Source organism: Mesorhizobium sp. ORM8.1, assembly GCF_053005525.2.
On the sequence record NZ_CM132600.1, the window covers coordinates 2771991 to 2798526 of the forward strand.

At 62.9% G+C, this 26536-nt stretch carries 18 protein-coding genes and 2 pseudogenes; 11 read left to right on the plus strand and 9 right to left on the minus strand.

Going from position 1 to position 26536, the window contains the following annotated elements; genetic code table 11:
- Positions 1-253 precede the first annotated feature (253 nt).
- Positions 254-717: pseudogene (locus ACVDG8_RS14150) on the minus strand (phasin).
- A gap of 259 nt (positions 718-976) precedes the next feature.
- Between ACVDG8_RS14150 and ACVDG8_RS14155 the strand changes: the two are divergent.
- The gene (locus ACVDG8_RS14155) at positions 977-4987 is read left to right on the plus strand and encodes a PAS domain S-box protein (RefSeq protein ID WP_447255201.1); all 4011 of its coding nucleotides are present in this window, start codon (positions 977-979) and stop codon (positions 4985-4987) included.
- A gap of 523 nt (positions 4988-5510) precedes the next feature.
- On the opposite strand, the gene ACVDG8_RS14160 is transcribed toward ACVDG8_RS14155, so the two are convergent.
- Entirely contained in the window at positions 5511-7469 is a 1959-nt protein-coding gene (locus tag ACVDG8_RS14160; protein ID WP_447255202.1) for an acetoacetate--CoA ligase, read from the minus strand.
- A gap of 266 nt (positions 7470-7735) precedes the next feature.
- Here ACVDG8_RS14160 and ACVDG8_RS14165 point away from each other — a divergent pair, with 266 nt between their 5' ends.
- On the plus strand, positions 7736-9613 hold the full coding sequence (locus ACVDG8_RS14165; RefSeq protein WP_447255203.1) for an AsmA family protein: 1878 nt from the start codon (positions 7736-7738) through the stop codon (positions 9611-9613).
- Positions 9614-9679: 66 nt separating this feature from the next.
- On the opposite strand, the gene ACVDG8_RS14170 is transcribed toward ACVDG8_RS14165, so the two are convergent.
- The 6 genes from ACVDG8_RS14170 to ACVDG8_RS14195 form a co-directional block, all read right to left on the minus strand.
- Complete coding sequence (locus tag ACVDG8_RS14170) at positions 9680-10498, minus strand: ABC transporter permease (RefSeq protein WP_371011172.1); 819 nt, start codon at positions 10496-10498, stop codon at positions 9680-9682.
- Positions 10495-11457, minus strand: coding sequence for an ABC transporter permease subunit (locus tag ACVDG8_RS14175; protein ID WP_447255204.1), 963 nt, complete (start codon positions 11455-11457; stop codon positions 10495-10497). Before ACVDG8_RS14175 ends, ACVDG8_RS14170 begins: the two co-directional genes overlap by 4 nt.
- Before the next feature lie 9 nt (positions 11458-11466).
- Complete coding sequence (locus ACVDG8_RS14180; RefSeq protein ID WP_447255205.1) at positions 11467-12606, minus strand: ABC transporter ATP-binding protein; 1140 nt, start codon at positions 12604-12606, stop codon at positions 11467-11469.
- 218 nt (positions 12607-12824) lie between these two features.
- A complete protein-coding gene (locus ACVDG8_RS14185; protein WP_447255206.1) occupies positions 12825-13925 on the minus strand; it encodes a polyamine ABC transporter substrate-binding protein in 1101 nt (366 codons plus the stop codon).
- 337 nt (positions 13926-14262) lie between these two features.
- Positions 14263-15213 (minus strand): DMT family transporter, encoded by a 951-nt coding sequence (locus ACVDG8_RS14190; RefSeq protein ID WP_447255207.1) that lies wholly within the window; start codon positions 15211-15213, stop codon positions 14263-14265.
- A gap of 193 nt (positions 15214-15406) precedes the next feature.
- On the minus strand, positions 15407-16849 hold the full coding sequence (locus tag ACVDG8_RS14195) for a helix-turn-helix domain-containing protein (RefSeq protein ID WP_447255208.1): 1443 nt from the start codon (positions 16847-16849) through the stop codon (positions 15407-15409).
- Between the two features lie 251 nt (positions 16850-17100).
- Here ACVDG8_RS14195 and aceA point away from each other — a divergent pair, with 251 nt between their 5' ends.
- From aceA to ACVDG8_RS14210, 3 genes are all read left to right on the plus strand, one after another.
- Entirely contained in the window at positions 17101-18387 is a 1287-nt protein-coding gene (gene aceA, locus ACVDG8_RS14200) for an isocitrate lyase (protein WP_455707757.1), read from the plus strand.
- 47 nt (positions 18388-18434) lie between these two features.
- Positions 18435-18677 carry an SMc00767 family acetate metabolism repressor gene (locus ACVDG8_RS14205; RefSeq protein WP_447255210.1) on the plus strand — a complete coding sequence of 81 codons (243 nt, stop codon included), beginning with the start codon at positions 18435-18437 and terminating at the stop codon, positions 18675-18677.
- A 225-nt stretch (positions 18678-18902) separates the two neighbouring features.
- Positions 18903-19349, plus strand: a complete 447-nt coding sequence (locus ACVDG8_RS14210) for a response regulator (RefSeq protein WP_447255211.1) — start codon at positions 18903-18905, stop codon at positions 19347-19349.
- Between the two features lie 79 nt (positions 19350-19428).
- Here ACVDG8_RS14210 and ACVDG8_RS14215 read toward each other — a convergent pair whose 3' ends face one another.
- A complete protein-coding gene (locus ACVDG8_RS14215; RefSeq protein ID WP_447255212.1) occupies positions 19429-20136 on the minus strand; it encodes an HAD family hydrolase in 708 nt (235 codons plus the stop codon).
- Between the two features lie 80 nt (positions 20137-20216).
- Between ACVDG8_RS14215 and ACVDG8_RS14220 the strand changes: the two genes are divergently transcribed.
- The 6 genes and pseudogenes from ACVDG8_RS14220 (at position 20217) to ACVDG8_RS14245 (ending at position 26508) form a co-directional block, all read left to right on the plus strand.
- Positions 20217-21038 carry a hypothetical protein gene (locus tag ACVDG8_RS14220; protein WP_447255213.1) on the plus strand — a complete coding sequence of 274 codons (822 nt, stop codon included), beginning with the start codon at positions 20217-20219 and terminating at the stop codon, positions 21036-21038.
- Positions 21039-21181: 143 nt separating this feature from the next.
- On the plus strand, positions 21182-21910 hold the full coding sequence (locus ACVDG8_RS14225; protein ID WP_455707758.1) for a hypothetical protein: 729 nt from the start codon (positions 21182-21184) through the stop codon (positions 21908-21910).
- 185 nt (positions 21911-22095) lie between these two features.
- Positions 22096-23532, plus strand: coding sequence for a glutamine synthetase family protein (locus ACVDG8_RS14230; protein WP_455707759.1), 1437 nt, complete (start codon positions 22096-22098; stop codon positions 23530-23532).
- A gap of 71 nt (positions 23533-23603) precedes the next feature.
- Positions 23604-23972, plus strand: coding sequence for a four helix bundle protein (locus ACVDG8_RS14235; protein WP_447255214.1), 369 nt, complete (start codon positions 23604-23606; stop codon positions 23970-23972).
- A 94-nt stretch (positions 23973-24066) separates the two neighbouring features.
- Positions 24067-25352 (plus strand): annotated as a pseudogene (locus ACVDG8_RS14240) (NAD(P)/FAD-dependent oxidoreductase).
- A 259-nt stretch (positions 25353-25611) separates the two neighbouring features.
- Positions 25612-26508, plus strand: a complete 897-nt coding sequence (locus ACVDG8_RS14245) for an SH3 domain-containing protein (protein WP_447255216.1) — start codon at positions 25612-25614, stop codon at positions 26506-26508.
- Positions 26509-26536 lie beyond the last annotated feature (28 nt).

The following is a 26536-nucleotide window of genomic DNA, read 5'->3' on the forward strand; positions in this document are numbered from 1 at the left end:
TTTAATTCAAGGCCCTTGATTTGGCAAAGGACAGGTTGTCCGCATCGCGCCCTGAGAAAAGGCAAAAGAAAAGGCCGGCGGGAGGAGGTGCCGGCCTTTTCCTGTTACGAGCCAGCGGGAGGAGGTGCTGGCTGGTCACCCGGAAACGGAGGGAGGAGGTTCCATTTCCGGGTATCTGGTTACTCAACCCTATCGCACCTATTTGTCTGATGAAATGCGACGTTTTGATGCATCGCAGGGTTGTGCGCTTAAATTAGGCAGCCTTGACGTCCTTGATCGCCTTTTCGAAAGCGGTCTTGGCAGGCTTGGAGACATCCTCGACCGCCTTGGAAGCAATGGTCTGGAGTTCCTTGGCTTGCTCGACAGCCGTCTCGACGCGCTTGCGCAGGAAAGAGGTCTGCAGCTCGACGACTTCCGACAGCGACTTGGCGCCGATCAGGGCTTCGAGATGCGAGAAGCCGGCTTCGAAATTGAGCGCAGCACGGCGATGGTCTTGAGCGAAACGTCGTTGGAAACGGTCTTGGCGGTCTCGAAGGTCGACTCCAGAACCTTCTGGGTCTCCTCGGCGCCGGTCTTCAGCTTGGCATAGGCTTCCTTCGACTGCTCAACGCCCTTCTCGGCGAAGGCGCGGATCTGGTCGGTGGCTTTGGAAGCATCGAAGCTCGGGAATTCAACGTTTTCGATGGTCTCGGCGGTCTTAGTGGTGGTCTTGGACATTTTCCAACCTTTTCAGGTAGCGGCTTTGACAGAAAGCCGTCTCGTTCATGTATGATGGCAATATAGAGGTTTTTTTGTGCGTTGCAACATCTTTGTTGCACTGCACCATAAAATCTTCCCCGACGTCATCCAACAGCGCCGTTAACCACGAGCCCAGAGATTTCGACCGTTAAACCGCCCAGCTTGTGGACCTTCCGGCCGCGGGCTTTTATTAACAAAGTGTTAACTGAAATGCCTGCTTCGGAGGGTTGGCCTGCGCATGCCGCCTGAAAACTACTCCTTCCTCGACGTTGCCGTGCTCGACGCGGTGCGCCAGCGCTTTGCCGCCGGCGACGCTTTGGCCATCCTGTCGGCGGACCTCGAACAGGTGATCTGGGCGAACGGCCCGGGGGCGGCCGTGTTCGGCTATCCAGATATCGAAGCCATCATCGGCGCATCCGCAGGGCTGCCGCTGATTGCCCGGCGGCAGATCATGGCGACCAGCGGTTTTCCCGACATCGGCAGCGACCGCTCCATCATGGTAAGGCTCGCCACTGGCATGGTGAGCCGCGCCGTCGGCTTCCTGGCCAGTGCGGTGACGATGCCGGACGGCGAAAAGGCGATCATGCTGGCCGTGCCGGCGGCACAGACCAGCTCGCGCAGCGCGGCCGAAATCACCAGCCGCGCCATTGGCGGTTTCACCGAGGCCGGACATTTCATCGCCTTCGTCGATGCGCAAGGCCAAGCCGAGGCGGCATCGGACGGATTTGCCGCGCTCGGCATCAAACCGGAAACACTGGCTGCCCTGGTTGCGGATGTGGCAAGCAGTGGCGACCGCGTCGTCAAGCGGCTCGTTCCCGGCGCCAGCACCGCCTACCCGGCCGGCTTTGCACGCCTCACCGATACACGCCATCTGCTGGTGGTGATCGACGAGAGCCAGCTTGAGGACGCCGAAAGCCATGAAAGCGAGCCCTCAGCCGAGGGCGATCAGGCCGATGTTCAGATAGCGGCTGCCGCGCCCACCCTGCCGACTATTGAACACGAGGCCATACAGGACAACAGCCCGCCGCCTGCGGCCAGCGGACAGGCCGAGGCCGTCGCGGAGGCGCCTCAGGTCGACGCTCAGCCCGCCGAGGAACCGCAGCCCACGGCTGACACCGCGCAGCCGGAGGAAGCTCCTTCCGAAGACAGCGCAAGCCCCGCCGAGGCAAGCCAGATCCCGGCCGACCAACCGCAGGCATCGATCGATCAGGCCAACGCCGCCGAGCCCGGCCAGCAGGCCGTGAGTACCGACCCGGGCCAGCACGATCACTGGTATTTTCATTCCGGTGACGACGAGGCCGATCAGGCGCAGCGGTCGGCCGAGATCGAGCCGGCCGAAGCTGCTGAAGCCGAAGTTCCCCAGAAGATCGCCGAAATCAGGGCGCCAACTCAGCCGGTCGCGCAGCGCAACATCGATCGCTCGGCGGCGCCGTTGCGATTCGTCTGGCGCACCGACGCCGAGGGCAAGTTCAGCGCGCTGTCGCCGGAATTCGCCGACATCGTCGGTCGGCCGGCCGCCGATGTGATCGGCCGCCGCTTCAAGGACGTCGCCACGACTTTCGGCCTCGACCCCTCCGGCGAGATCGCAGGCCTGCTCGAACGGCGCGACACCTGGTCGGGCCGCTCGGTGCTGTGGCCGGTGGCCGGCACCGATCTCAAGATCCCGGTCGATCTGGCGGCATTGCCTGTTTATGGCCGCAGCCGCGCCTTCGAAGGGTTTCGCGGTTTCGGCGTCGCGCGCAGCGCCGACGCCGTGGTCGACCCGGAGGCGCTCGGCCTGGCGCTGGTGCCCAATGCCGGCGCACCCGATGAGGCTGCGGCGGCGGAGCCGCCGACAGCGGAGCCGTCGAAGCCTAAGGATCCGTTCCAGGGCGAGGTGCCGGCACTGACCATCGTGCCGCAGCCCGAACGGCGTTTCGCCGACAAGGTGATCAGGCTCGCCGAGCATCGCCAGCCGGCCAATGACAAGCAGCCGGGAAGTGACAGGGGCCTTTCCGTCCTTGAACGCAGCGCCTTCCGCGAGATCGGCGAAAGGCTGCGCAAAGACAGTTCAGCCCCGGCCGAGCCGCCTGTGCCCGAAACCGAGAAGCAGCCGGTTGCTGTCGAAGACGTTGAGACGCCACAATCGCCAGTCAGCGAAGCTGCCATTGAAGACGCCAAGCCGGCCGGGCCCGGGGTGGCGCCGGACGAGCCTGACGCATCGCCTGTGACCCTGCCGCCGGAGTCTGAACGCTCCGAGACGGCGGAAGCCACGGCCGATGCAAAGGCCTCGGAGACGGAGACCGAAGCGGAAACCGCCGAGGCTCAGACCGAGGCGGAGGATCAGAAGGATCTGGCACGGCTCGATGGCGCGGAAGACGCCACGCAGACGAGTTCCGCCGACAAAGGCGCAACGCCGCCCGTTTCCGGCTCGCTGCTCAACTATGCTGATGGCGAGAAATCTACGGACGCCGCCGCTGATGCGTCCGTTGCCGACCAGAAAGCGGATGTGGCGCAGACGGTCGAACCCGCTGCCGTTGAGCCGGTACAGGTGGCGCCTGACGCGACTGCGGACGGCGACAGCATGACCGCCGACGATTTCCGCGACGCGCAGGACAATGAGGATTGGGCTGGTTCCGATGCGGATGCCGGCGCCACGGCGAAACAGCCGGAAGCACCCGAAGCCGCTTCGCCGGAACGGCCGCGCCTTCAGGTGCCGCCGCTCAAGCTCGAAGGCTTCGTGCCCTCGGCCTTTTCCACCGGCGATGAGACCAAGGCGCCGGACACCGCCATCCTGTCCAGGCTGCCGGTGCCGCTGCTTATCCATTCGGGCGATGTGTTGCACTATGCCAACGAAGCCTTCCTCGAGCTCACCGGCTACGACGCTGTGGACGACCTCGCCGACGCCGGCGGGCTGGGCGCGCTCTTTGCCGACCCCTACGCCGATGACGGCGCCACGGACGAAAGCGACCGCTCGCTGAAGCTCAAGACTCGCCAGGGCCAGGAGTTTCCGATCGACGCGTTGCTGCGGTCGGTGCCGTGGCGCGAAGGCAAGGCGCTGATGCTGGTGGTGCGTCGCTCCGGCGAGGACGATGCGGCGCATTTCAGCGCCGCGAACGACGAACCGGCATTGCAGCCGGACGTGCCGGAGCTGAAGTCGCGGATCTCCGAGATGCGCACCATCATCGACACCGCGACTGACGGCGTCGTGCTGATCGGCCGCGACGGCAACATCCGCTCGATCAGCCGGCCGGCGGAAGCGCTGTTCGGCTTCGACAGCGACGAGGTCGTCGGCAAGCCCTTCGCATCGCTGTTCGCCATCGAGAGCCAGCGCGCGGCGCGCGACTATCTTGCCGGCCTTTCCGAGCCCGGCGTGGCAAGCGTCTTGAATGACGGCCGCGAGGTCATCGGCCGTGAGGCGCAGGGGCGCTTCATTCCGCTGTTCATGACCATCGGAAGGCTGCCCGGCGACAGCGGCTTCTGCGCCGTGGTGCGCGACATCACGCAGTGGAAGCGGGCCGAGGAAGACCTGACGCAAGCGCGCGCGGTGGCCGAGCGCGCCTCCTCGCAGAAGACGGATTTCCTGGCTCGCATCAGCCACGAGATCCGCACGCCGCTCAACGCCATCATCGGTTTTTCCGAATTGATGGTGGACGAGAAGTTCGGCCCGATCGCCAATGACCGCTATCGCGACTATCTGCGCGACATCAACCGCTCCGGCAACCATGTGCTCGACCTCGTCAACGACCTGCTCGACATCTCGAAGATAGAGGCCGGACAGCAGGAGATGGCCTATGAGGCGGTGTCGCTCAACGACACGCTGGCCGAGACGGTGGCGATGATGCAGCCGCAGGCCAACCGCGAACGCGTCATCATCCGCTCCAGCTTCTCCTCGCGGCTGCCTGAGGTGGTGGCGGATTTGAGAAGCGTTCGCCAGATCGCGCTCAACATCCTGTCCAACGCCATCCGCTACACGCAGGCCGGCGGACAGGTGATCGTGTCGACGGCTTACGAGGTCTCGGGCGACGTCGTCATGCGCGTGCGCGACACCGGCATTGGCATGACCCCGGCCGAGATCGAACAGGCGCTGAAGCCGTTCAAGCAGATCAATGCGCTGAAGCGCGGACGTGGCGACGGCACCGGCCTCGGCCTGCCGCTCACCAAGGCGATGGTGGAGGCGAACCGTGCCCGCTTCACCATCACCTCGACGCCTGGCGAAGGAACCCTGGTCGAAGTCGCCTTCCCTTCGACCCGCGTGCTCGCCGAGTAGCGGTTTAGGGACAGGCTGCGGCCAAAGAAAAGGCGCCCTAGGGGGCGCCTTGAAAATGGGATGCTGTCACAACGGGGGCTTGAGCTGAACCTCAGGGGACGAGGAACGGGATTTCTCCCTCAAGTTACTCGCGACTATCGGGGGCGTCCCTTAACAACTCCTTACCGGGTCGCAAAAAAATTTACGAATGTGTACCACCCATGAAATCTAGGTAAATTCGTCGGTAGGATTTTGTTTACCATGCCGATGCGCCATTTGAGTATTTTGATGGGTTCGCAGAAATTCGACGTTAGCCGAAACATACATCCCATCGTCATCCACGGGCGAAGCAAGGAGAGCGAAGCGACGCGGCGCAGACCCGAGGATCCATGCCACCCCTGGGATCCATGCCGTTACCTTCGATCGAAAACGCAGCGGAGCAGAATTCTGTCCTGTTGCAACGCCTTAACGGCAGCTCCGCGACGCAGCTTCGCTCCTGCTCCGCCCAGGGACACGAAGTTGAGAAGCCTCGGCCAATCCCGAACTAGCTCGCCAGTTGCGGCAGGTCGCGGAAAAGCTCAAGCGCCTCCGGGTTGGCGAGCGCTTCCTTGTTCTTGACAGTGCGGCCATGGACGACGTCGCGCACGGCGAGTTCCGTGATCTTGCCGGATTTGGTGCGCGGGATGTCGCTGACCGCGACGATCCTGGCCGGCACGTGGCGCGGGCTGGCGCCCGAGCGGATCTTCGCCCGGATGCGCTTTTCCAGATCCTCGTCGAGACTGACGCCGGCGGCCAGCCGCACGAACAGCACGACGCGCACGTCATTGTCGAAATCCTGGCCGATGCACAGCGCTTCGAGGATCTCGGGCATCTGCTCGACCTGGTTGTAGATCTCCGCCGTGCCGATGCGCACGCCGCCCGGATTGAGCGTGGCATCCGAACGGCCATGAATGATCATGCCGCCATGCACCGTCCATTCGGCGAAATCGCCATGGCACCAGACATTGTCGAAGCGCTCGAAATAGGCAGCAGCGTACTTCTTCCCGCCCGGGTCGTTCCAGAAGCCGATCGGCATCGACGGAAAGGCCTTAGTGCAGACCAGTTCGCCCTTCTCCTGGCGGATCGGCTTGCCGTCGTCGTCCCAGACATCGACGGCCAGCCCAAGGCCGGGTCCCTGGATCTCGCCGGTCCACACCGGCTCGATCGGCACGCCGAGCACGAAGCAGGAGACGATATCCGTGCCACCGGAAACCGAGGCCAGATGCACGTCCTTCTTGATGCCGTCGTAGACGAAGCGGAAATCCTCCGGCGACAGCGGCGAGCCGGTCGAGGAGATGGCGCGCACGGTGGACAGATCATGGCTCGCCATCGGCTTCAGGCCAGCCTTGCGGACAGAATCGATGAACTTCGCCGAGGTGCCGAAAAAGGTCATCTGCTCGGCATCGGCGAAGTCGAACAGCGCATTGCCGTCGGGATAGAAAGGCGAGCCGTCATAGAGCAACAGCGTTGCACCGGAGGCGAGGCCCGAGACCAGCCAGTTCCACATCATCCAGCCGCAGGTGGTGAAATAGAAGAAGCGATCGCCGTCGACTAGGCCGGCATGCAGACGATGCTCCTTGACGTGCTGGATCAGCGTGCCGCCGGCCGAATGCACGATGCATTTCGGAATGCCGGTCGTGCCCGACGAGAACAGGATGTAGAGCGGATGAGCGAAAGGCAGCCGCTCGAAGGAAAGCGTCTTGGGGGCAAAGGGCGCGAGCGCCTCTTCCAGCGCCGTTGCCTTGTCGATGGTGGCGGCGACATCTGCCGAGGTGCCGAGATAGTCGACGATCAGCACTTTGCGCAGGCTCGTCAGCTTTTCCGCCACCGCACGGACCTTGTCGGCGACCTCGATCGCCTTGCCGTTATACCAGTAGCCGTCCGGCGCGATGAAGACGACCGGCTCGATCTGGCCGAAGCGGTCGAGCACGCCCTGTTCGCCGAAGTCGGGGGAACAGGAAGACCAGACGGCGCCGATCGAGCTTGCCGCCAGCATAGCGGCCACGGTCTCGGGCATATTGGGCATCATGGCGGCGATGCGATCACCGGCCTTCACGCCAAGCGACAGGAAGAGCTGCTGCAGCCGCGATGTCAGCGCGCGCAACTCGTTCCAGGAGAGCCTGCGCTCGACCTTATCCTCGCCGCGAAAGACGATGGCCGGTCCGCTGCCGCTCTTCTTCAAAAGGTTCTCGGCGAAATTCAGCGTCGCATCGGGGAAGAAGGCGGCGCCCGGCATCCTGTCGCCGTCGACGAGCACAGTCTCGCCCTTGTCGCCTACAAGATCGAAGAAATCCCACACCAGGCTCCAGAACGCCTCACGATCGTCGATCGACCAGCGATGGAGCTGCGCATAGCTGGAGAAGGATGCGTCCGCCTTGACCGCCGCAGCCTTCAGGAAAGCCGTCATCGGTGCTGCGTCGACCTGGTCCTGCGTCGGGGTCCACAAAGGTGTCTCGGCGGCCATGATCGCTTCTCCCAAGCGCGTCGCGTTCGGGGCAGTTAAGCCCAACATCGCTTATGCCATTATCCCAAAACCGGCGCGCGATTGCGGAGCGGGATCGGGCAGATCGCTTATGCCTATTGCAGCGCAGCAGAGCAAGATTTTGTTCGGGCCGCCAATGCCGGGCGGCGGGCAAATGCCATCGCAAGGCCATAAAGACTTGAAAAGCGTCAGCGCTCGGTTACACCCGTCGGGCGATTTTTGTCGGCAACGGAAGCATACGGGGCGAAATGCCATCATCTTTGATCCGGCGCGGCATTTGGGTGATCGGCGTTGCGGTGCTGGTCATCGCGCTCGCCGTCGCGGCGTTGCCGCTGATTGCTTCGACCCGCATCGTGCGCGACCGCATTGCCTGGGAGCTCAGCGCCTGGAGCGGCTTCAGGGTGACGATCGACGGCTCGCCGCGCATCGAGGTGTGGCCGAAATTCCGCGCGATCCTCAGCGACGTCACGCTTTCGCAGTGGACGGAGACCGACGCGCCGCCGGTGGTCGAGGCCGATCGCGTCGAAGTCGACCTCTCGGCCATGGCCGCCTTGCAGGGCGACGTGGCGTTCACCACCGCAAGGCTTGTGCGGCCGACGATCAGGGTCGAGCGTACCGCGAACGGCTTCTACCTGCCGCCGCTGCCGACCGGCGGGCGTATCTCGCGCTCGATCGATACCGCGCGCGGTGTGGTGACGGCCAACCCGCAAAAGCCCGATCTCGGCAAATTGCCATCCGATCCGTTCGGTGTCGTCGAGTTCCGCGATGGCCGTGTCGTGACGTCGGCGGACGGCAAGGACACCGAAATCCTGAGCGGCCTTAACGGCCAGGTCAATTGGGAAGCGATGAACAGCGACGCGTCGCTGACCGCCAGCGGCATCTGGCGCGGCGAAAGCGTGCAGCTCGATTTCTCCACCGCCAAGCCGCTGGTGCTGTTTGCCGGCGGGTCGGCGCCCGTCACGCTCTCGTTCAAGGCGGCGCCGGCGACATTTTCCTTCGACGGCACGGCTTCGATGTCCGACAATGCCTATTTCGACGGCCAGGCGAAGTTTGCCGCGCCTTCGCTCAGGCGCGTGCTGGAGTGGTCGCAGGCCGGCATCGCGCCCGGCGCGGCGGTCGGTTCGGTCGCGTTCGCCAGCAAGGTGAATGCCTCGGCGGGGCGGGCGAAGTTCGAGAATACGACGGTGACGCTCAACAACAATCCGGGCATGGGAGCGCTGGATTTCTCCTTCGCCGAGGCGCGGCCGGTAATTGCCGGCACGCTTGCCTTCGACACGCTCGATCTCAGGTCCTTCCTGACGGCGTTCACGCCCGTCGCGCCGACCAGCGAGGACGGCCCAGGCGACATCGACACCAGCTTCGCCGATCGCATAAACCTCGACCTCAGACTGTCGGCGGCGCATGCCACCGCGGGGCCGGTCCAGCTTGCCGATGTCGCCGCTACAGCGCAGGTCAAGAATGGTCTTGCCGTCTTCGACATCTCCGATGCATCGGCTTTCGGCGGCACTATCCAGAGCAGCCTGCGCTTCGACCGCAAGCCCGACGGCACACAGGTCGAAATGCGGCTCCTGGCTTCGGATGTCGACACCGGAGCGTTTGCCACGGCGGCGGGGGTGACGCGGCTGGTGCCGGCCGGCACCGGAACCGTGTCGGTCATCCTCAAAGGGCCGGGCAAGGCGTGGAATTCGATCTTCGAGAATGCCGACGGATCGTTCTCGGCGACGTTTGGGCCCGGCACGCTCAACGGCCTCGACCTGCCGGCTTTCCTGAAACGCAACCAGCAAGGCGGCTTCTTCGCCCTCGACGACGTCGACAAGGGATCGGTGCCGATCGACGGCGCCGAGATCAAGGCGAGCATTTCTAAGGGCGTCGCACGGTTGGACAAGGCCGAGATCAATGCGCAGAAATACAAGATCTGGTTGTCCGGCATCGCCTCTTACGCCGGGCGCGGACTGGCGCTGTCGGGCGGCGTGGTGCCGAACAGCCAGCCGGCGCCGCAGCCTCAGGCCAACGGCCAGGCGGTCAGTCCGGCGCCGCCCGCCCAGAACCAGTCGCTGTTTTTCGTCGGCGGCAACTGGAGCACGCCGTTCATCTCGCCGATCGCACCCGGCGTTTCAGGCCAGTAGACGCACAGATTTCGAAATGACCGAAAGCGGAGGTGCAAACCCGCCGCCGCCGCTCTTTTCTATCGCTTATCCGCGTTGCGCCGCCTGCTCGTCGAGCTGGCGCTGGACCTCGCGTCGCTTGTTGGCGATCGAGGCAATGATGACGCCGACCGCCACCACCGCGATCAGGAGGGTGCAGGCGGCGTTGATTTCAGGCGTCACGCCTAGACGCACCTGGCTGTAGATCTTCATCGGCAGCGTCGTGGCGCCTGGACCCGACGTGAAGCTGGCAATGACCAGGTCGTCGAGGGACAGCGTGAAGGCCAGCATCCAGCCGGACACGATCGCCGGCAGAATGACCGGCAAGGTGATCTGGAAGAAGGTCTTCACCGGCGGTGCGCCAAGGTCCATCGCGGCCTCTTCGAGCGAGCGGTCGAAGGTGATCAGGCGCGACTGCACGACGACGGCGACGAAGCACATGGTCAAGGTGATGTGCGCAAGCGTGACGGTCAGGAAGCCGCGGTCGAGCCCGACAGCGACGAAAAGCAAAAGCAACGAAAGGCCGGTGATCACTTCCGGCATGACCAGAGGCGCAAAGACCATGCCCGAAAACAGGATACGCCCCCTGAACCGCGTGTAGCGGGTCAAGGTGAGAGCGGCCAGCGTGCCGAGCACGGTCGCGACGCTGGCGGAGATGACACCGACGCGCGCGGTCACCCAGGTCGCGTCCATCAGGCCCTGATTGTGGAACAGGGACACGTACCATTTGGTCGAGAAGCCGCCCCAGACGGTGACCAGCTTCGATTCGTTGAAGGAAAAGATGACCAGAAGCACGATCGGCAAATAGAGGAAGGCAAAGCCAAGCACCACCGAGGTGACGTTGAAGCGGCTCCAGGTCGAGTTCATTTGCCTTGCTCCTGAGCGCGCGCCTGAGCCTGCTGGTAGAACATGATCGGAATGGTGAGCACCAGCAGAAGGATGACGGCAACCGCCGACGAAACCGGCCAGTCGCGGTTGGAGAAGAATTCGCTCCACAGCGTCTTGCCGATCATCAGCGTCTGCGAACCGCCCAGAAGATCGGGAATGACGAACTCACCGACGGCCGGAATGAACACCAGCAGGCAGCCGGCAACGACGCCCGGCAGCGACAGCGGGAAGGTGATCTTCCAGAAAGCGACGATCTGCGGACAGCCGAGGTCCTGCGCCGCCTCGATCAGCGAGTTGTCCATCTTCTCCAGCGACGAGTAGAGCGGCAGCACCATGAAGGGCAGATAGGAGTAGACGATGCCGATGAAGATCGCCGTATAGGTGTTGAGGATGACCAGCGGCTCGCTGATGATGTGCAGCGACAACAGCAGCTGGTTGAGCAGCCCTTCCGGCTTCAGGATGCCGATCCAGGCATAGACGCGGATCAGGAACGAGGTCCAGAACGGCAGGATCACCAGCATCAGGAGGGTGGGCCGGACCGTCGCCGGCGCCCGCGCCATGCCATAGGCGATCGGATAGCCGACGATCAGCGTCAGCAGGGTCGAGATCGCGGCGATGATGACGCTGCTCAGATAGGCCTTGAAGTAGAGCGCATCCTGGGTGAGCCAGACATAGTTGTCGAAATTCAGTTCGCGGAAGCCGGCGAAGAAGCCGGAAATGCCGTCGCTGAAATCGAGCACTGGCGTGTAGGGCGGCATCGCGATCGCCGACTGCGACAGCGATATCTTGAAGACGATGACGAACGGAATGAGGAAGAAGAACAGCAGCCAGAGATAGGGAACGATGATGACGAGCCGGTTGACAAAGCCTTTGGCCAACCTCGTCGGCAGAGCGTCTGTTCCAGCGGCGGTGGATCCGGTCACGGCGATGTCGGTCATGGCCCCCTCCTACCTGGTCAGCACGACGCCGGCGTCAGGCCGGAAGGAAACCCAGGCGCGGTCGTTCCAGGTGAGTGGGTCCTCGGTGACACGCGAGGCGTTCAGGGCGCTCGCCCGCACCATCTGCCCGTCATCGAGCTTGATGTGATAGACGGTCATGTCGCCGAGATAGGCGACGTCATAAACCTCGCCTTCGAGCGCGTTGACGGCATCTGCCGGCTTCTTGGACGATACCTTGATCTTTTCCGGCCGGATCGCGAAGACGATGCTGGCGCCGGCGGCGGCATCGCCGCCATTGTCGACGACGATCTCGGCGCCCGTCGCGCCGGTGATGCGCGTGGTGTTCGCCGTGCGCTCGCCAACCTTGCCTTCGAACATGTTCACATTGCCGACGAAATGCGCCACGAAGCGCGAGGTCGGGGCTTCATAGACTTCCGCGGGCGTCGCGACCTGCATGACCTCGCCCTTGTCCATGATGGCGATGCGGTCGGCCATGGTCATGGCCTCTTCCTGGTCGTGCGTGACGACGACGAAAGTAAGGCCGAGTTCCTGCTGCAGGTCCATCAATTCGAACTGCGTCTCCTCGCGCAGCTTCTTGTCCAAAGCGCCGAGCGGTTCGTCTAGAAGCAGAACCTTCGGCCGCTTGGCAACCGAGCGGGCGAGCGCAACGCGCTGGCGCTGACCGCCGGACAATTGGTGCGGCTTGCGCTTGGCGAACTGCTCGAGCTTGACCAGCCTCAACATCTCGGCGACGCGTTTTTCAATGTCCGGGCCAGGCATGCCTTCCTGCTTGAGGCCGAAGGCGATGTTCTTCTCCACCGTCATATGCGGGAACAGCGCATAGGACTGGAACATCATGTTGACCGGCCGCCTGTAGGGCGGAATGCCGCGCAGGTCCTGGCCGTCAAGCAGGATGCGCCCGGCGCTCGGCTCCTCGAAACCGGCGAGCATCCTGAGCAGGGTGGACTTGCCGCAACCGGAGGCGCCTAGCAGCGCGAAGAACTCGCGCTCGAAAATGGTCAGCGACAGATTGTTGACGGCGGTGAAATCGCCGAACTTCTTGGTGACCTTGTCGAACTGGATATACGGCTTGGCGTTCGGATCAGTCCATGGCGCGAAATCCCTGCGGATGCTGCCAAGCGATTTCATGTCCCCACTCCGTTTTCTGCTCCGATGCCCCTCGAGCGGCACCACCCTTGTGTCTTGTTTCTCACGCAAATTCCGGGCGGAAAACCGCTTCCCAGTTTTCCTGGAACTGCCCGATTTCCTTGACGCAATTCCGAACGGAAAACCGCTTCACACTTTTCCTGGAATTGCTCTTGAAGAAGTGACCCCGGCAGTTGGCTGCCGGGGTCGTGTCTCGATGCTTACTGGCCGGTGACGACCTTGGTCCAGGACCGGGTGACGAGCCGCTGCGTCTTGGGATCATAAGGACCCACGGTGAACAGCTTGGACATCATCTTGTCGTCGGGATAGACGCCCGGATCCTCAAGAATTTCCTTGCTGACGAATTGCTGCGAAGCCTTGTTGCCGTTGGCGTAGAAGACGACATTGCTCGACTTGGCGATGACTTCTGGCCTCATCATATAGTTGATGAATTCATGCGCCTCGGCAGCATGCGGGGCATCGGCCGGGATGGCCATTTCGTCGAACCACATTTCGGCGCCTTCCTTCGGAATCGCGTAGGCGATGTCGACGCCCTTCTTGGCTTCCACCGCGCGGTCGCGGGCCTGGAAGATGTCACCCGAATAGCCGACGGCCACGCAGATATCGCCATTGGCGAGAGCGTTGATGTATTCCGAGGAATGGAATTTGCGGATCGACGGCCGGACACTCAGCATCAGGTCCGTAGCCTTGGCAATATCATCGGGAGAGGTCGAATCCGGCTTGAGGCCAAGATAGTTCAGCACTGTCGGGAAGATATCGGTCGGAGAATCCAGGAAGTACACGCCGCAGCCGGCGAGCTTGGAGATGTTTTCCGGCTTCAGAACGGCGTCCCAGCTGTCGATCTTGTCGACACCGAGTGCTGCCTTCACCTTCTCGGTGTTGTAGCCGATGCCGGTGGTGCCCCACATATAGTTGACCGAATATGTATTGCCGGGATCGAACTTCGCCACCCGCTCCATCACCACGTTCCACATGTTGGACAGGTTGGGGAGCTTCGATTTGTCGAGCTTCTGGTACACGTTGGCCTGGATCTGGCGGGCCAGGAACGGGCTCGCAGTCGGCACCACGACGTCATAGCCGCTGCCACCGGCGAGCAATTTGGTTTCAAGGATTTCATTGGAATCGTAGGTGTCGTAGACAACCTTGATGCCAGTCTCCTTGGTAAAGTCCTCGATGATCGACGGGTCGATATAGTCCGACCAGTTGAAGACGTTGACGACGCGGTCCGCGGCATGGCCGCTTGCCGTGAAAAGCGTCAGTAATGCCGAAGTCGCCGAAAGCCAGAGCGCTTTGCGGATCATGCTGTTCTCCTTTGGTAAGTGTTCCCTCGCCGGCTCGTCGCTAGATGGCGGGGCGGCGTTGATTTCAGACTATTGAGCTTTCCAGGGGGCGACAAGCGCGAACTGTCGGCGCTGCGCTGGGGCGCGGCAAAAGGGTTGGAAGCCTTGCCAGCGCCCCGAAGAGGCATGCTGGCTGCGTCAGCGGCATTCGCCGTGGCGTATGCAAAGTTATGACGATGCTGTCCGGTCCCGATCGGGCCGGCGGAGACACTTGGCAAGATACGCCTGTCTTGTTGTTGCCGTAATCGCAGCCTGCCCGTCCGGCAACAGGGTTGTCAATGGGCAAGGCTGCCCGCGTTCAATTGGGTGACGGCAGACCGGTGACGCCGGGGCGCGCCGGCCGAGCCTGCCGCTTGAACTCCAGGCCGATATGGACGAGCAGCGCCGTGACCACGACCGCGCCGCCGATGATGGTGCGCAGCGACGGCACCTCGGAATGGACGAGCCACACCCAGATCGGCCCGAGGATCGGTTCGAACGTGCCGAGCAGCGCCGCGATCGCCGCAGGCACCAGCCGCGCGCCCATGGCGAAAAAGGCGAGGCCGACACCGAGATTGATGACACCGAAGGCAAAGAGAAAACCCATGTCGCGTGCGGAGACGGCGAATTGCGAGGCCTGGGACGCGGCGAACGCGCAGGCGAGCAGCGCTGCCAGGCAATTGGCCGGCACCATGCGCACATGGGCAAAGCGACGCGTGATCACGGTCGCCACCGAAAACATCACAGCGATCAGCAGCGCCAGGCCATCACCGATCGGCGAGACGGCTCCGTCGAGGGATTCGGAGACCATGATGGCGACGCCGGTGATGACGGCGGCGATCGCGATCCAGGTGGCCGGGCTGACACGTTCGCGAAACAGAATCCATGCCAGCAGGGCCGCCAGCAACGGCACGCCGGCCTGCATCAGGAGGATGTTGGCGACCGTGGTATAGGCGAGCGCCACGACGAAGCTGGTCGATGCGGTGGCAAAGCACAGGGCAACGCCAAGCCCGGGCAGCCCCATGTCGCGAAACAATCTTACCGTGCCGCGCGGGCCGTCGCGCCAGAGCATGAACGCGACAAGGAAGGCCACTGCCCAGAACGAGCGCCAGAACACCACCGTCCAGCTGTCGTCGATATGGATGAAGCGGGCGATGGTGCCGCCAAAACTCCACATCAGCGCCGACAGGAAGACCAGCAGCATGCCCGCCCGCTCCTCGCGCGGCGAGACGGCTGGCAAGGCGGCACTGGCTGTGGCGGTATCGGTCATGGACAGACTGTCAGCGAGTTATAGGCATTACGATGCACCAGGGACGACAGGACTATGTCTCATCCGCGTAGCGCAAAGCAGAAGGCCAGGCGTGATCCAGCATTCGCTTAAATGTGGGACAATCGCCGCCTGAGCTTTTACTTTGATGCTTATCGTGGTTTCAAAACCGCGGCGCAGTTTTGGGCGACATGCATCAGCCCTGAAAATCGAAAGCGCTCAAGCCCGTCACCATTTCGTCGAGGCCGAGAGGGCGCGTCACCGGCGGCTCGGCGCGCGCCAGGCAGCCGACGCGCTCGCAAAGGCGGCAGGCTGGGCCGACCGGCGTCGCGAGGCTCTGTCCAGCTTTGCCGGCGGCCGCGGCCGGCAGCGCCGCGCCATAGACGATCTCGTCGCGAAAGCCGATGTCGCAGCCGAGCAGCAGCGCGGTGCGCCGCGGCCTTTCGGAATACGCGCCCTGCGGGCCTTCCAGTGTGCGGGCGATGCACAGGAACTCGGCGCCGTCAGGCATCTCCACCGCCTCGACCAGGATTTGACCGGGCTGCGAAAAGGCTGCGTGGACGGCAAGCTTGGGGCAGCCGCCGCCGAAACGGTTTTGCGGATAGCCCTGGCTGCCGGCCCTGCGGAAGCGGTTGCCTGCATTGTCCACCTCGAGCATGAAAAACGGCACGCCGCCAGCGCCGGGACGTTGCAGCATGGTCAAGCGGTTTGCCGCCTGCTCGAAGGAGACGCCGAAGCGGGACCGCAGCACGTCGATGTCATAGCGGGCGCGGACGGCGGCGGCGTGAAAGGCCTGGTAGGGCATCATCAGCGCATGCGCGGCATAGCGGCCGAGCTCGAAGCGAGCGAGCCGCCGCGCCTCGTCGGTGCCAAGCTTCAGCGCCTGGATCTCGCCGGCGACGGCAACCGTCATGCGGATCAGGCTCGCCTCCATGGCGACCTCGCGCAGCTGATCGAAAGGCGACAGCCGCTCCGACAGGAACAGGCGCTGCGAGTGGCGGTCATAGCGGCGGCGCCAATTGGGCATGGTAGCGACCGGCAGCACCTTGACGACGACACCGTGCTCACGCCTCAGCCAGGCCTTGAGCGCCCCGAACAGATCGTCACCGGGGTCGAGCACCGAAGTGAAGGCCTCCGCCTCTTCCTCCAGCGCGGCGAAATGGTTCGGCCGCCGCTCGAATGTTTCATGCACTTCATCGGCCGGCAGGCGCGTGCCCGACAGCGCGGTCGCCCTGCCCTCCTTCGCCAGAAGCTGGTTGAGGTCGGACAAGCGCTCGGCCTGCTCGCGATAGGCGCGAAAGAGCTTCACCATCGCCGCCGACGCATTCGGAGCTGTCTCGGCGAGATCGATCAGCTCCTGATCACCGGGCAGTTCGCCGGCCAGCAACGGATCGCCGAACACTTCCTTCAGCGCCGCGATCGATCCCTTGGCCTCGCCCTGCAATTCATGCGGATCGACCTTGTAAGCGGACGCCAGCTTGAGGATCAGCTGCACCGTCAGCGGCCGTTGGTTGCGCTCGATCAGGTTGAGGTAGGAAGGCGAGATACCAAGCCCTTCGGCCATTGCCGTCTGGGTCAGCCCCCTGGCGTTGCGCAGCCGGCGCAGCCTCGGCCCGGCAAAGATCTTCTGGTCAGCCACTCTTCTGTCCTTGACAAGATTTTACACAGGAACCCGCCACCGGCAATCAGCATTCACCTTTTACAATCGTGACAAATTTACAGCGCAGACCTGTCAAAGACAACACAGGTTTTCTTTTATTTTTCGGCCAGTTTGGCGGTTTTCCTAGGTGATTTTGCGACGCAATGTAAATGATGTCACAGGCAAATGACGCTGAACGAACGTTTGCCACCGACCGCTCAAACCAATTTCCTATGATCTCGGAGTGCCAAATGACTGATTTTTACAACCTCGTCCCATCCGCGCCCGAAGGCCGTTTCGACGGGATCGAGCGCCCTTATTCGCCCGAGGATGTGAAGCGGCTGCGCGGCTCGGTGCAAGTTCGCCAGACACTGGCCGAGATGGGCGCGAACCGGCTGTGGAAGCTCATTCATGAGGAGGACTTCGTCAACGCGCTGGGCGCCATGTCGGGCAATCAGGCCATGCAGCAGGTGCGCGCCGGCCTGAAGGCGATTTACCTGTCGGGCTGGCAAGTGGCGGCCGACGCCAACACGGCGTCAGCCATGTATCCGGACCAGTCGCTTTATCCGGCCAATGCCGCGCCTGAACTGGTCAAGCGCATCAACCGCACCCTGCAGCGCGCCGATCAGATCGAGACCTCGGAAGGCCGGGGACTTTCGGTCGACACCTGGTTCGCGCCGATCGTCGCCGACGCGGAAGCCGGCTTCGGCGGTCCGCTCAACGCCTTCGAGATCATGAAGGCCTTTATCGAGGCGGGTGCCGCGGGCGTGCATTACGAGGACCAGCTGGCGTCGGAAAAGAAGTGCGGCCATCTCGGCGGCAAGGTGCTGATCCCGACGGCGGCGCATATCCGCAACTTGAACGCGGCGCGCCTGGCGGCCGACGTGATGGGCACGGCGACCCTGGTGGTGGCGCGCACCGACGCGGAGGCGGCGAAGCTGTTGACGTCCGATATCGACGAGCGCGACCAGCCGTTCGTCGACTACGATGCCGGCCGTACCGTCGAGGGTTTCTACAATGTCAGGAACGGTATCGAGCCGTGCATCGCGCGCGCCGTGGCCTATGCCCCGCATGCGGACCTGATCTGGTGCGAAACCTCGAAGCCGGACCTCGCGCAGGCCAGGAAGTTCGCCGAGGGCGTGCACAAGCACCATCCAGGCAAGCTGCTCGCCTATAATTGCTCGCCATCGTTCAACTGGAAGAAGAACCTCGACGACGCGACCATCGCCAAGTTCCAGAGAGCTCGGCGCCATGGGCTACAAGTTCCAGTTCATCACGCTCGCCGGTTTCCACCAGTTGAACTTCGGCATGTTCGAGCTGGCGCGTGGCTACAAGGATCGGCAGATGGCGGCCTATTCGAGCTGCAGGAAGCCGAGTTCGCCGCGGAAGCCAATGGCTACACCGCGACCAAGCATCAGCGCGAAGTCGGCACCGGCTATTTCGACGCCGTATCGATGGCGATCACCGGCGGCCAGTCTTCGACAACCGCCATGCATGAATCGACCGAGCACGCCCAGTTCAGGCCGGCGGCTGAATAACAACAGAGGAAACGCCCGCAAGGGCATCGACATCAAGGAGAAGAACAATGGCATCGATAAGCCGGGTCAAGGAGAGGGCGGAGGAGCAGGCAAGCGCAATGAGCGTCGACCAGCAGGCGACGATCCGCATGCTCGCCAACGACCTGCACAGGTTGAACCAATCGGTCATGAAGGCAGTCGAGGCGGGCGTCTCGGTCGAGCTGGTGCGTTCGGCCAGGCACCACGGCGGCGACGGCAACTGGGGTGATCTTCTGATCCCGGTGATTGTTACCCAGCAGAGCCACGGTTGACGTAACGTCAACAATCTCAGCGATGGTTTCCCGCGCGCTATACGTTCGGGAAACTATCGATTTTTTTCGATTTGCATTGGGAACGGATGCTAGGACTTGCACTGAATTCTGCATTTTCTTGTTATATTTTCGACCGCTGCCATTTCAGCTTGACAGCGGCCGTGAACTCACGCCAATTGGGCCTCAGGTTTCAACCCTGCATTGAACCAGAGTGCCTGCCCGCCAATGTGCCCCGCCGACCCTGACGACCCCCAAAATCATCCGAAACCCCTACACCGCGCCAGCGCGGCGCCAACGGATCTTTCCAAGGTGCTTGTCGTCGGAAAGTCGTCGATCAACCGGGTCGTGGTGTCGAAGATCGTCGAGCGTTCGGGACTGAGGCCGATATCGGAATCGCCCGAGACCGCGGAGAAAGCCCTGGCAGGCGTCACGCCCGGCGTCGTCATCCTGGATGGCGGCCCTGACAACAAGGATTGCGACCGGCTGATGTCGGCCATCGACGCGTTGCGGCGCGCCTCGGGCAAGGCGCTGCCCGCGGTGATCCTGCTTTCAACCAAGACCGGCACGCCCGAGACCCTCGGCCTGTCGAGCGTTGTCGATACCGTGGTTGCCAAGCCAATCACGCCCGAAAGACTGCAACCGGTAGTCGACCGGCTGGCGGGACGCGGCTAGCAATTCCTAGCGCAAAAATCGCGTAGACGTTTCCTGGAGTTGCTCCAAGGCGGACACCGCAAACGCGCGCCGCGTTGCTTCAGCCCGGCTTGGCGATGGTCTCGACCAGCGCCGGCAATTCGCCGAGGTCGGCGATCTGGCGGAAGCGCGGGGCCGCCACCGGCGCTTCGGCATGCTCGACCGCCCAGGTCAATTCATGCGGCACATGGATGCCCCAGCCGCCGGCCTCGATGGCCGGCACCACGTCGGACTTGAGCGAATTGCCGACCATCATGCTCTTATCCGGACCGTCGCCATGGCGGCTGAATATGCGGGCATAGGTGTCGGCGTTCTTGTCGCTGACGATCTCGACAGCGTCGAACAAATCGCCCATCCCCGACTGCGCCAGCTTGCGCTCCTGGTCGAAGAGGTCGCCCTTGGTGATCAGCACCAGGCGATAGGCGCCCGCCAGCGTCTCGACAGCCTCACGCGCATGCGGCAGCGGCTCGATCGGATGGCTCAGCATCTCGCGGCCGGCGGCCAGGATCTCGCTTACGACCGCACCGGGCACCTTGCCCCCGGTGACCTCGAGCGCCGTCTCGATCATCGACAGGGTAAAGCCCTTGATGCCGAAGCCGTAGACGGCCAGATTGCGCTTTTCCGCCGCGAGCAGCCTTGCCGCGATCTGCTCATGGTCGCCATGGTCGGCGAGCAAGGCGGCAAAGCGCTTTTCGGTCAGGCGGAAGAACTGCTCGTTCTGCCACAGCGTGTCGTCGGCGTCGAAGCCGATGGTGGTAAGAACGGTCATCGCAACATCATCCTCTCGCGAACTCGTGGTGTAGACGCGTTCGCGTGGCACTGCTAGAGACCGGCAAAGCGCGGGGGTGCATGCTGAGTTCCTGGAAAGACGAGCTCGAAGCCTTCCTGGCAAGCGCTGGGGCGCGCACGCCGACTGCGCTTATCAACGGAATTCGCGATATCAGCGTTGCCATGGGCCATGAGGCGGGCGAGGCGCTGCTGCACAGCTATCCGCAGCTGTTCTCCCATCGGCCCGTGCTTACGCAGGCATTCATCGAAATGGTCCATGCCCAAGACGTCGCTGAAATCAGACAGATGCTGGACCAGGATCTGAAGGAGCCGACTTCGTTCGGGCAGATCGCGACCGAAAAAACGACTATCGGCGTCATGTCGTCGAAGGACGCCTACAAACGCCTTGATGAAGTCTTCGAGCATGTCGATTTCAGCGGATGCAGGCGTGCCGTGATGGTCGGTTGCGGCGGCCGCCCCTTCACGATGTTCCGCATCCACGATCAGACCCGGGTTCCCGAAATAATCGGCCTGGATATCGTGCCGGATGCGGTCGAGACAGCCAACCTTCTGGCTGCCAAACTCGGTTACACGCGCATGCACGCCGAATTTTGCGACGGGCGCGACTATGACTATCGCGCCGCGCAGATGGTCTACATAGCCAGCATGGTTTCGCCCAAGGCGGAAGTCGTGTCGCGCATCGCGGACACGGCCCCGCACGACCTGCAGCTCGTTCTATGGGAGCCGTATTCGCTGGCCCGCCTGTGGTCGGAGCGCGCGGAAGATGCTCTCGATCCGCGCTTGGAGGTTGTTGGCCGCACCCGCGTGTCGCGCAACATGACGCGCGATGTGTTTGTCCGCTTCCGGCCTGGCGCAGCTCGCCAAAGCGAAGGCTGGCAGTGACCGTGAGTACGGCTGATCGCGCGATTTTGACCGCTGTCAGGGCCTGGTGTCTGCTTCGCCACCCGGTAATCTGGAAAAAGACGTACGACCACAGCGGTGCCTTTCCCGATCCCGCCAGACCGGCGTCCTATGTCGACAAGTTCTTGTGGCGGAAGATCTTCGATCACAATCCGCTTTATGCAATGGCCTGCGACAAGCTGGCTTCCAAGGACTATGCGCTCTCCATATGCCCCGAACTGACAACGGCGAAAGTCCTGTGGACCGGCCGTGACGCAAAACAGATCCCGCCGGCGCTGCTGACCGGAAATGCCGTGGTCAAGGCCAACCATGGCAGCGCCTGGAACATGATGATCCACAACGGCGACGTGGACATGGCGACGTTGCTGAAGCGAACGGCGCGTTGGATGCGTCGTCGCTATGGCCGAAAATACGGCGAGTGGGGCTATAAGGATGCAAGACGGCTGATCTTCGTCGAAGAGATGCTTGTTCGGGATGATGTGCCGGTTCCGCTGGAGTACAAATTCCATGTCTCGAACGGGAGGACGGCTTACGCTTACGCCTCAAGGCGCGACGGACAAGGCAACGAGTTGAAATGTCATTTCGACCGCGACGGCAGCTATGCGGCGGTCCCGCCCGGCAGCGGCAGCCAGTGGGTGAAGATCGATCTGCCGGCTTCGTTTTTGCATATGCGCGAGATTGCGGAGCGACTGACGGCGCCGTTCGATCACATGCGGTGCGATTTCTATGAGATCGACGGCGAAATCTTCTTTCCGAGTTCGCAGTTTATCCGCTGTCCGGCGAAGGTATCATCAACACCCGGCTGCGCGATCTGGCCGGCGACACCTGGGATATACGCCGGTCCTGGTTCCTGACGAAGCCGCAGACGGGTTGGCGCAAGCTGTATGCGGCGGCGCTGTTGCGATGGCTCGATGCGGTTGAGGGAAAGCGGCGCTGAGCCAAGTTTCTCTGTCCGCCGACCTCGCGCATCTGGATGCTTGCCCTTCCCTTCCCCCATGGCGCCCGGCTATAGTTCGAAATCCGCAACACAATCTGGTGAATGATGCCGCCTGAAAAAAAGGAAGTCCGTCCGTCAAGCCGGGGGGGACGTGCCCGCACGCCTGCTTTCCTGAAAAACGAACGCGGTGTGAAGAACTGGAAGGAAGCCACCGCTTGGCTCGAATGGCGCGGCATCGAGGACATCGAGTGCATCACACCCGACCAGGCTGGCGTTGCCCGCGGCAAAATGATGCCGTCGAAGAAGTTCACCTCCAACACGTCGCTGGCGCTGCCTTCGGCCGTGTTCATGACGACGATCTCCGGCGGCTATCCGGAAGACGGCAACGGCTTCCACTATCCCGAAGACGACGGCGACCTGAAGCTTCTGCCCGACCTCTCGACGCTGACCGCGGTGCCTTGGGAAGAAGACCCGACGGCGGCGGTGATCTGCGACCTCGTCCATCAGGACGGCCGTTCCGTCGAATTCACGCCGCGCAACGTCTTGAAGCGCGTGCTTGCCGCCTATGACGAACGCGGCCTCCGCCCCGTGGTGGCGCCCGAGATCGAATTCTACCTGGTGCGCAAGAACCCCGATCCGGACTATCCGCTGACGCCGCCCGTCGGGCGCTCGGGACGGCCGATCGGCGGCGGCGCCGGCTATTCGATCGCAGGCGTCAACGAGTTCGACGAGTTGATCGACGACATCTACCATTTCTCCGAACGGCAAGGCCTGGAGATCGACACGCTGATCCACGAGGAAGGCGCCGGCCAGCTCGAGATCAATCTGCGTCACGGCAATCCGATCGAGCTTGCCGACCAGGTGTTCATGTTCAAGCGAACCATCCGCGAGGCGGCGCTGAAGCACGAGATCTACGCCACCTTCATGGCCAAGCCCATCCAGGGGCAGCCAGGATCGGCCATGCACATCCACCAGTCGGTGGTCGACAAGAAGACCGGCAAGAACATCTTCTCGGCCGAGGACGGTTCCGAGACCGACGCGTTCTTCCATTTCATCGGCGGCATGCAGAAGCACGTGCCGAACGCGCTGGTGATGTTTGCGCCCTATGTCAATTCCTACCGACGCCTGACGCAGGCAGCGTCCGCGCCGGTCAACAACAAATGGGGCTACGACAACCGCACGACCGCCTTCCGTGTGCCGCGCTCGGATCCCGCGGCGCGGCGCGTTGAAAATCGCATCCCTTCCTCGGATGCCAACCCTTACCTGGCGCTGGCCGCTTCGCTTGCCTGCGGTCTGCTCGGCATGAGGCACAAGACCAAGGCCTCGGCCCCGGTGCTTACCACCGCCAATGCCGATGAGATCGACCTGCCGCGCAGCCTGCTCGAAGCCGTCGATTTGTTCGAAGGCGACACGGAGCTGTGCGCCCTGCTCGGCAAGTCCTTCGCCGCAACCTACGCGGCGATCAAGCGGGCCGAATTCGAGACCTTCATGGAAGTGATCAGCCCGTGGGAGCGGGAGTATTTGTTGCTGAATGTGTGAGGGGAGTAGGGGAGTAGGGGAGTAGGGGAGTAGGGGAGTAGGGGAGTAGGGGAGTAGGGGAGTAGGGACGAATGGCTGAAAGAACGGGTTCCTACAAGGATTTGGTGGTCTGGCAACAGGCGATGGATTTGGCTGTGGCGGTTTACGGCGCGACGAAATCCTGGCCCAAGGAGGAGCTGTATGGACTGACCAGCCAAGTTCGCCGCTCTGCAACTTCAGTGCCCTCGAATATAGCAGAGGGCTACGGCAGGGAAATCCGCGGCTCCTATCAGCAGTTTCTACGGATCGCTCAAGGGTCGCTGAAGGAATTGGAAACACAGCTTATGATCGCTGAACGTACCGGTATCGCACCGCAAGCAACGACGGCCTCTTTGCTAGTCAGCACTGAAAGCGTGGGGAAACTTCTCAGACTCCTGATCCGAAAGTTGGCCGCCGACTAGGTAACCCCTACTCCCCTACTCCCCTACTCCCCTACTCCCCTACTCCCCTACTCCCCTACTCCCCTACTCCCCTACTCCCCTACTCACGAGTATCATGCCCTACCAATCCCCCATTTCCCCCGGCCGGTCGTGGTATGAGGATACGGCTGGACCTCGCCCCGAGTACTCTTCGCTAGACGGCGACCGCCAGTGCGATGTCGTCATCATTGGCGGCGGGTTCACCGGCCTGTCGGCGGCAACCCACCTAGCCAAAGCCGGCGCCAATGTCGTGCTGATCGAGGCGTATCGCTTCGGCGATGGCGCATCTGGGCGCAATGGCGGCCAGCTTGGCACCGGCCAGCGCGCCTGGGCCGAGGAATTGAGGCCGAATACGGCCTCTCGCGCGCCAAGGCGCTGTTCGATCTGGCGGAGGAAGCCAAGACGCATCTGCTTGATTTCACTGCTGCCAGCGCAATCGAGATCGACTACATGCCGGGCCAGCTGTCGGTGGCGCATAAGCGGCGCTATGTCGATGACTACAAGCGCCACGCCGAGATCATGGCGAGCCGCTTCGGCTATCGGCATATCGGTTTCATGGACGCCAAAGAGACGGCCGAGCGGCTGGGCTCGACACGCTATTTCGGCGGCACGCGCGACACCGGCACCGGGCATATCCATCCCATGAAGCTGGTGATCGGCACGGCAAAAGCCGCCGCTGCGGCCGGCGCGCATCTGTTCGAGCGGACGCCGTCGACCGGCATCGTCGCCGGCGGCGGCAAGGTGAGGGTCGCGACGGCCAAAGGCACGATCACCGCCGAGAAATGCCTGGTCGCGGTCAACGCCTATGGCGGTAACCTGGAGCCGGTGAGTGCGGCTCATATCATGCCGATCGGCTCCTTCATCGGCGCGACGGTGCCGCTGGGTGCTAACTCCAAAGTGTTGCCGGGCAGCGAGTCGGTCGACGATTCCCGCTTTGTCGTGCGTTATTTCCGCAAGTCGAAGGACGGGCGGCTGCTGTTCGGCGGCCGTGAGGTCTATGCCGTCAACGATCCGAAGGACATCCATATCCACATCCGCCGGCAGATCGCCGAGCTCTATCCTGAACTCAAGGATGTCGAGATCACGCATGGCTGGGGCGGCTATGTCGGCATTACGGTGCCGAGAAAACCGTTCGTGCGCGAGGTGATGCCGAAGGTGATCTCGATCGGCGGCTATTCGGGCCATGGGGTCATGTTGTCCAACTTCTTCGGCAAGCTCTATGCCGAGACGGTGGCCGGCAATCGCGACCGGCTGAAGCTGATCGAGGACCTCAAGATCCCCGCTTTTCCGGGTGGGCGCCGCTTCCGGGCGCCGCTGCTGTTTCTGGCGCTCAATTGGTTCGCGCTGCGCGACAGGATTTGAAGCCGGGCGCTCCGCGGGAACTGTAGAGCGAGCTTGAGCGCTTCCGTTACGTTACCGTTTGAAATCCTTAATGAACGGTTTGAATTTCGCAAATTGGCGTACTCATGCCATAATCAACGATGAAAGATGCCATTCTGGGCGATAATCCGGGGATTTCGCGGGCCTGTCCGCAATGATTTTCGGGACCGATGCCAATCGAGCACAAGTCTTCGCGGCAAAGATTGAAAGAACGTCGGCCCGTTTGTTGGAGGTGGTTTGAGTGAACGAGCCCTTCAGTTTCGGCACGCCGGAACGACGGCGCCTTACAATGCAGTTTGGCTACGACATGCGGCCGTCTTTCTGGCAGACCATGCAGTCGAATTCGCATCTGGTGATTGCAGCCGTCGGTACCGCGGCGCTGCTTGGCGTGGCGGCGATGGGTCTATGGCTGTGCATGCCAGGCAGTGACCGACAAGCCGTCGCAAGCGCCGCGCAGGCCGTTCCGACAATCCCGGTGAAGACCACGAAGATTGTCCCGGCGGCGAGCGCAGTCGTCACCGTCGCCGCGGCACCGCAAGCCGCGCGCAAGGCAGACGCTATTTCGCCGGCAATCGCGACGCGCCAGGCCAACATCACTGCGCTCGCTTCGAACAATCCGCGTTGGACGGCTTCCGGCGCGCAGACCCCACCGGCTCAGCCCGAGGCCCAGCCGGCCTCGTCCGGTAGTGGCCAGGCAGCGGCCCCAGAGCAGAAATCGACCGATACGGCTTTCGCCGAACCCGCTGCGGGAAACGACGCTTCGACAGCGCTGTCGGTGGTCGCGGCTCCAGCTTCGGCGAGCGAGACACCGGCGGACGCAAAGCAGCCTGACGACAAGGATGGCGCCCGGACCGCCGCCATTCCCGAAACCCAGCCGCAGGTTCCCGACGCTCAACCGGCAACGGCGGACAGCGCGGCTGAGCCAAAGCCGAAAGCTCACAAGGTCAGCGCGGCCAGCAATGGACGTATCCTGAGGGCAGTCACCATGCGCAGTGGCCCCAAGAAAGGCGCTGGCGCCATCGGCACGGTGCCCGCCAAGGCTTCGGTGCAGGTGATGAGCTGCAAGAAATGGTGCGAGATCGTCTATAACGGCAAGCGCGGCTGGGTCTACAAGAGTTACGTAAAGACCGGCGCCTGACGCGCTTCGTCAATGCAGCCCGTAACGC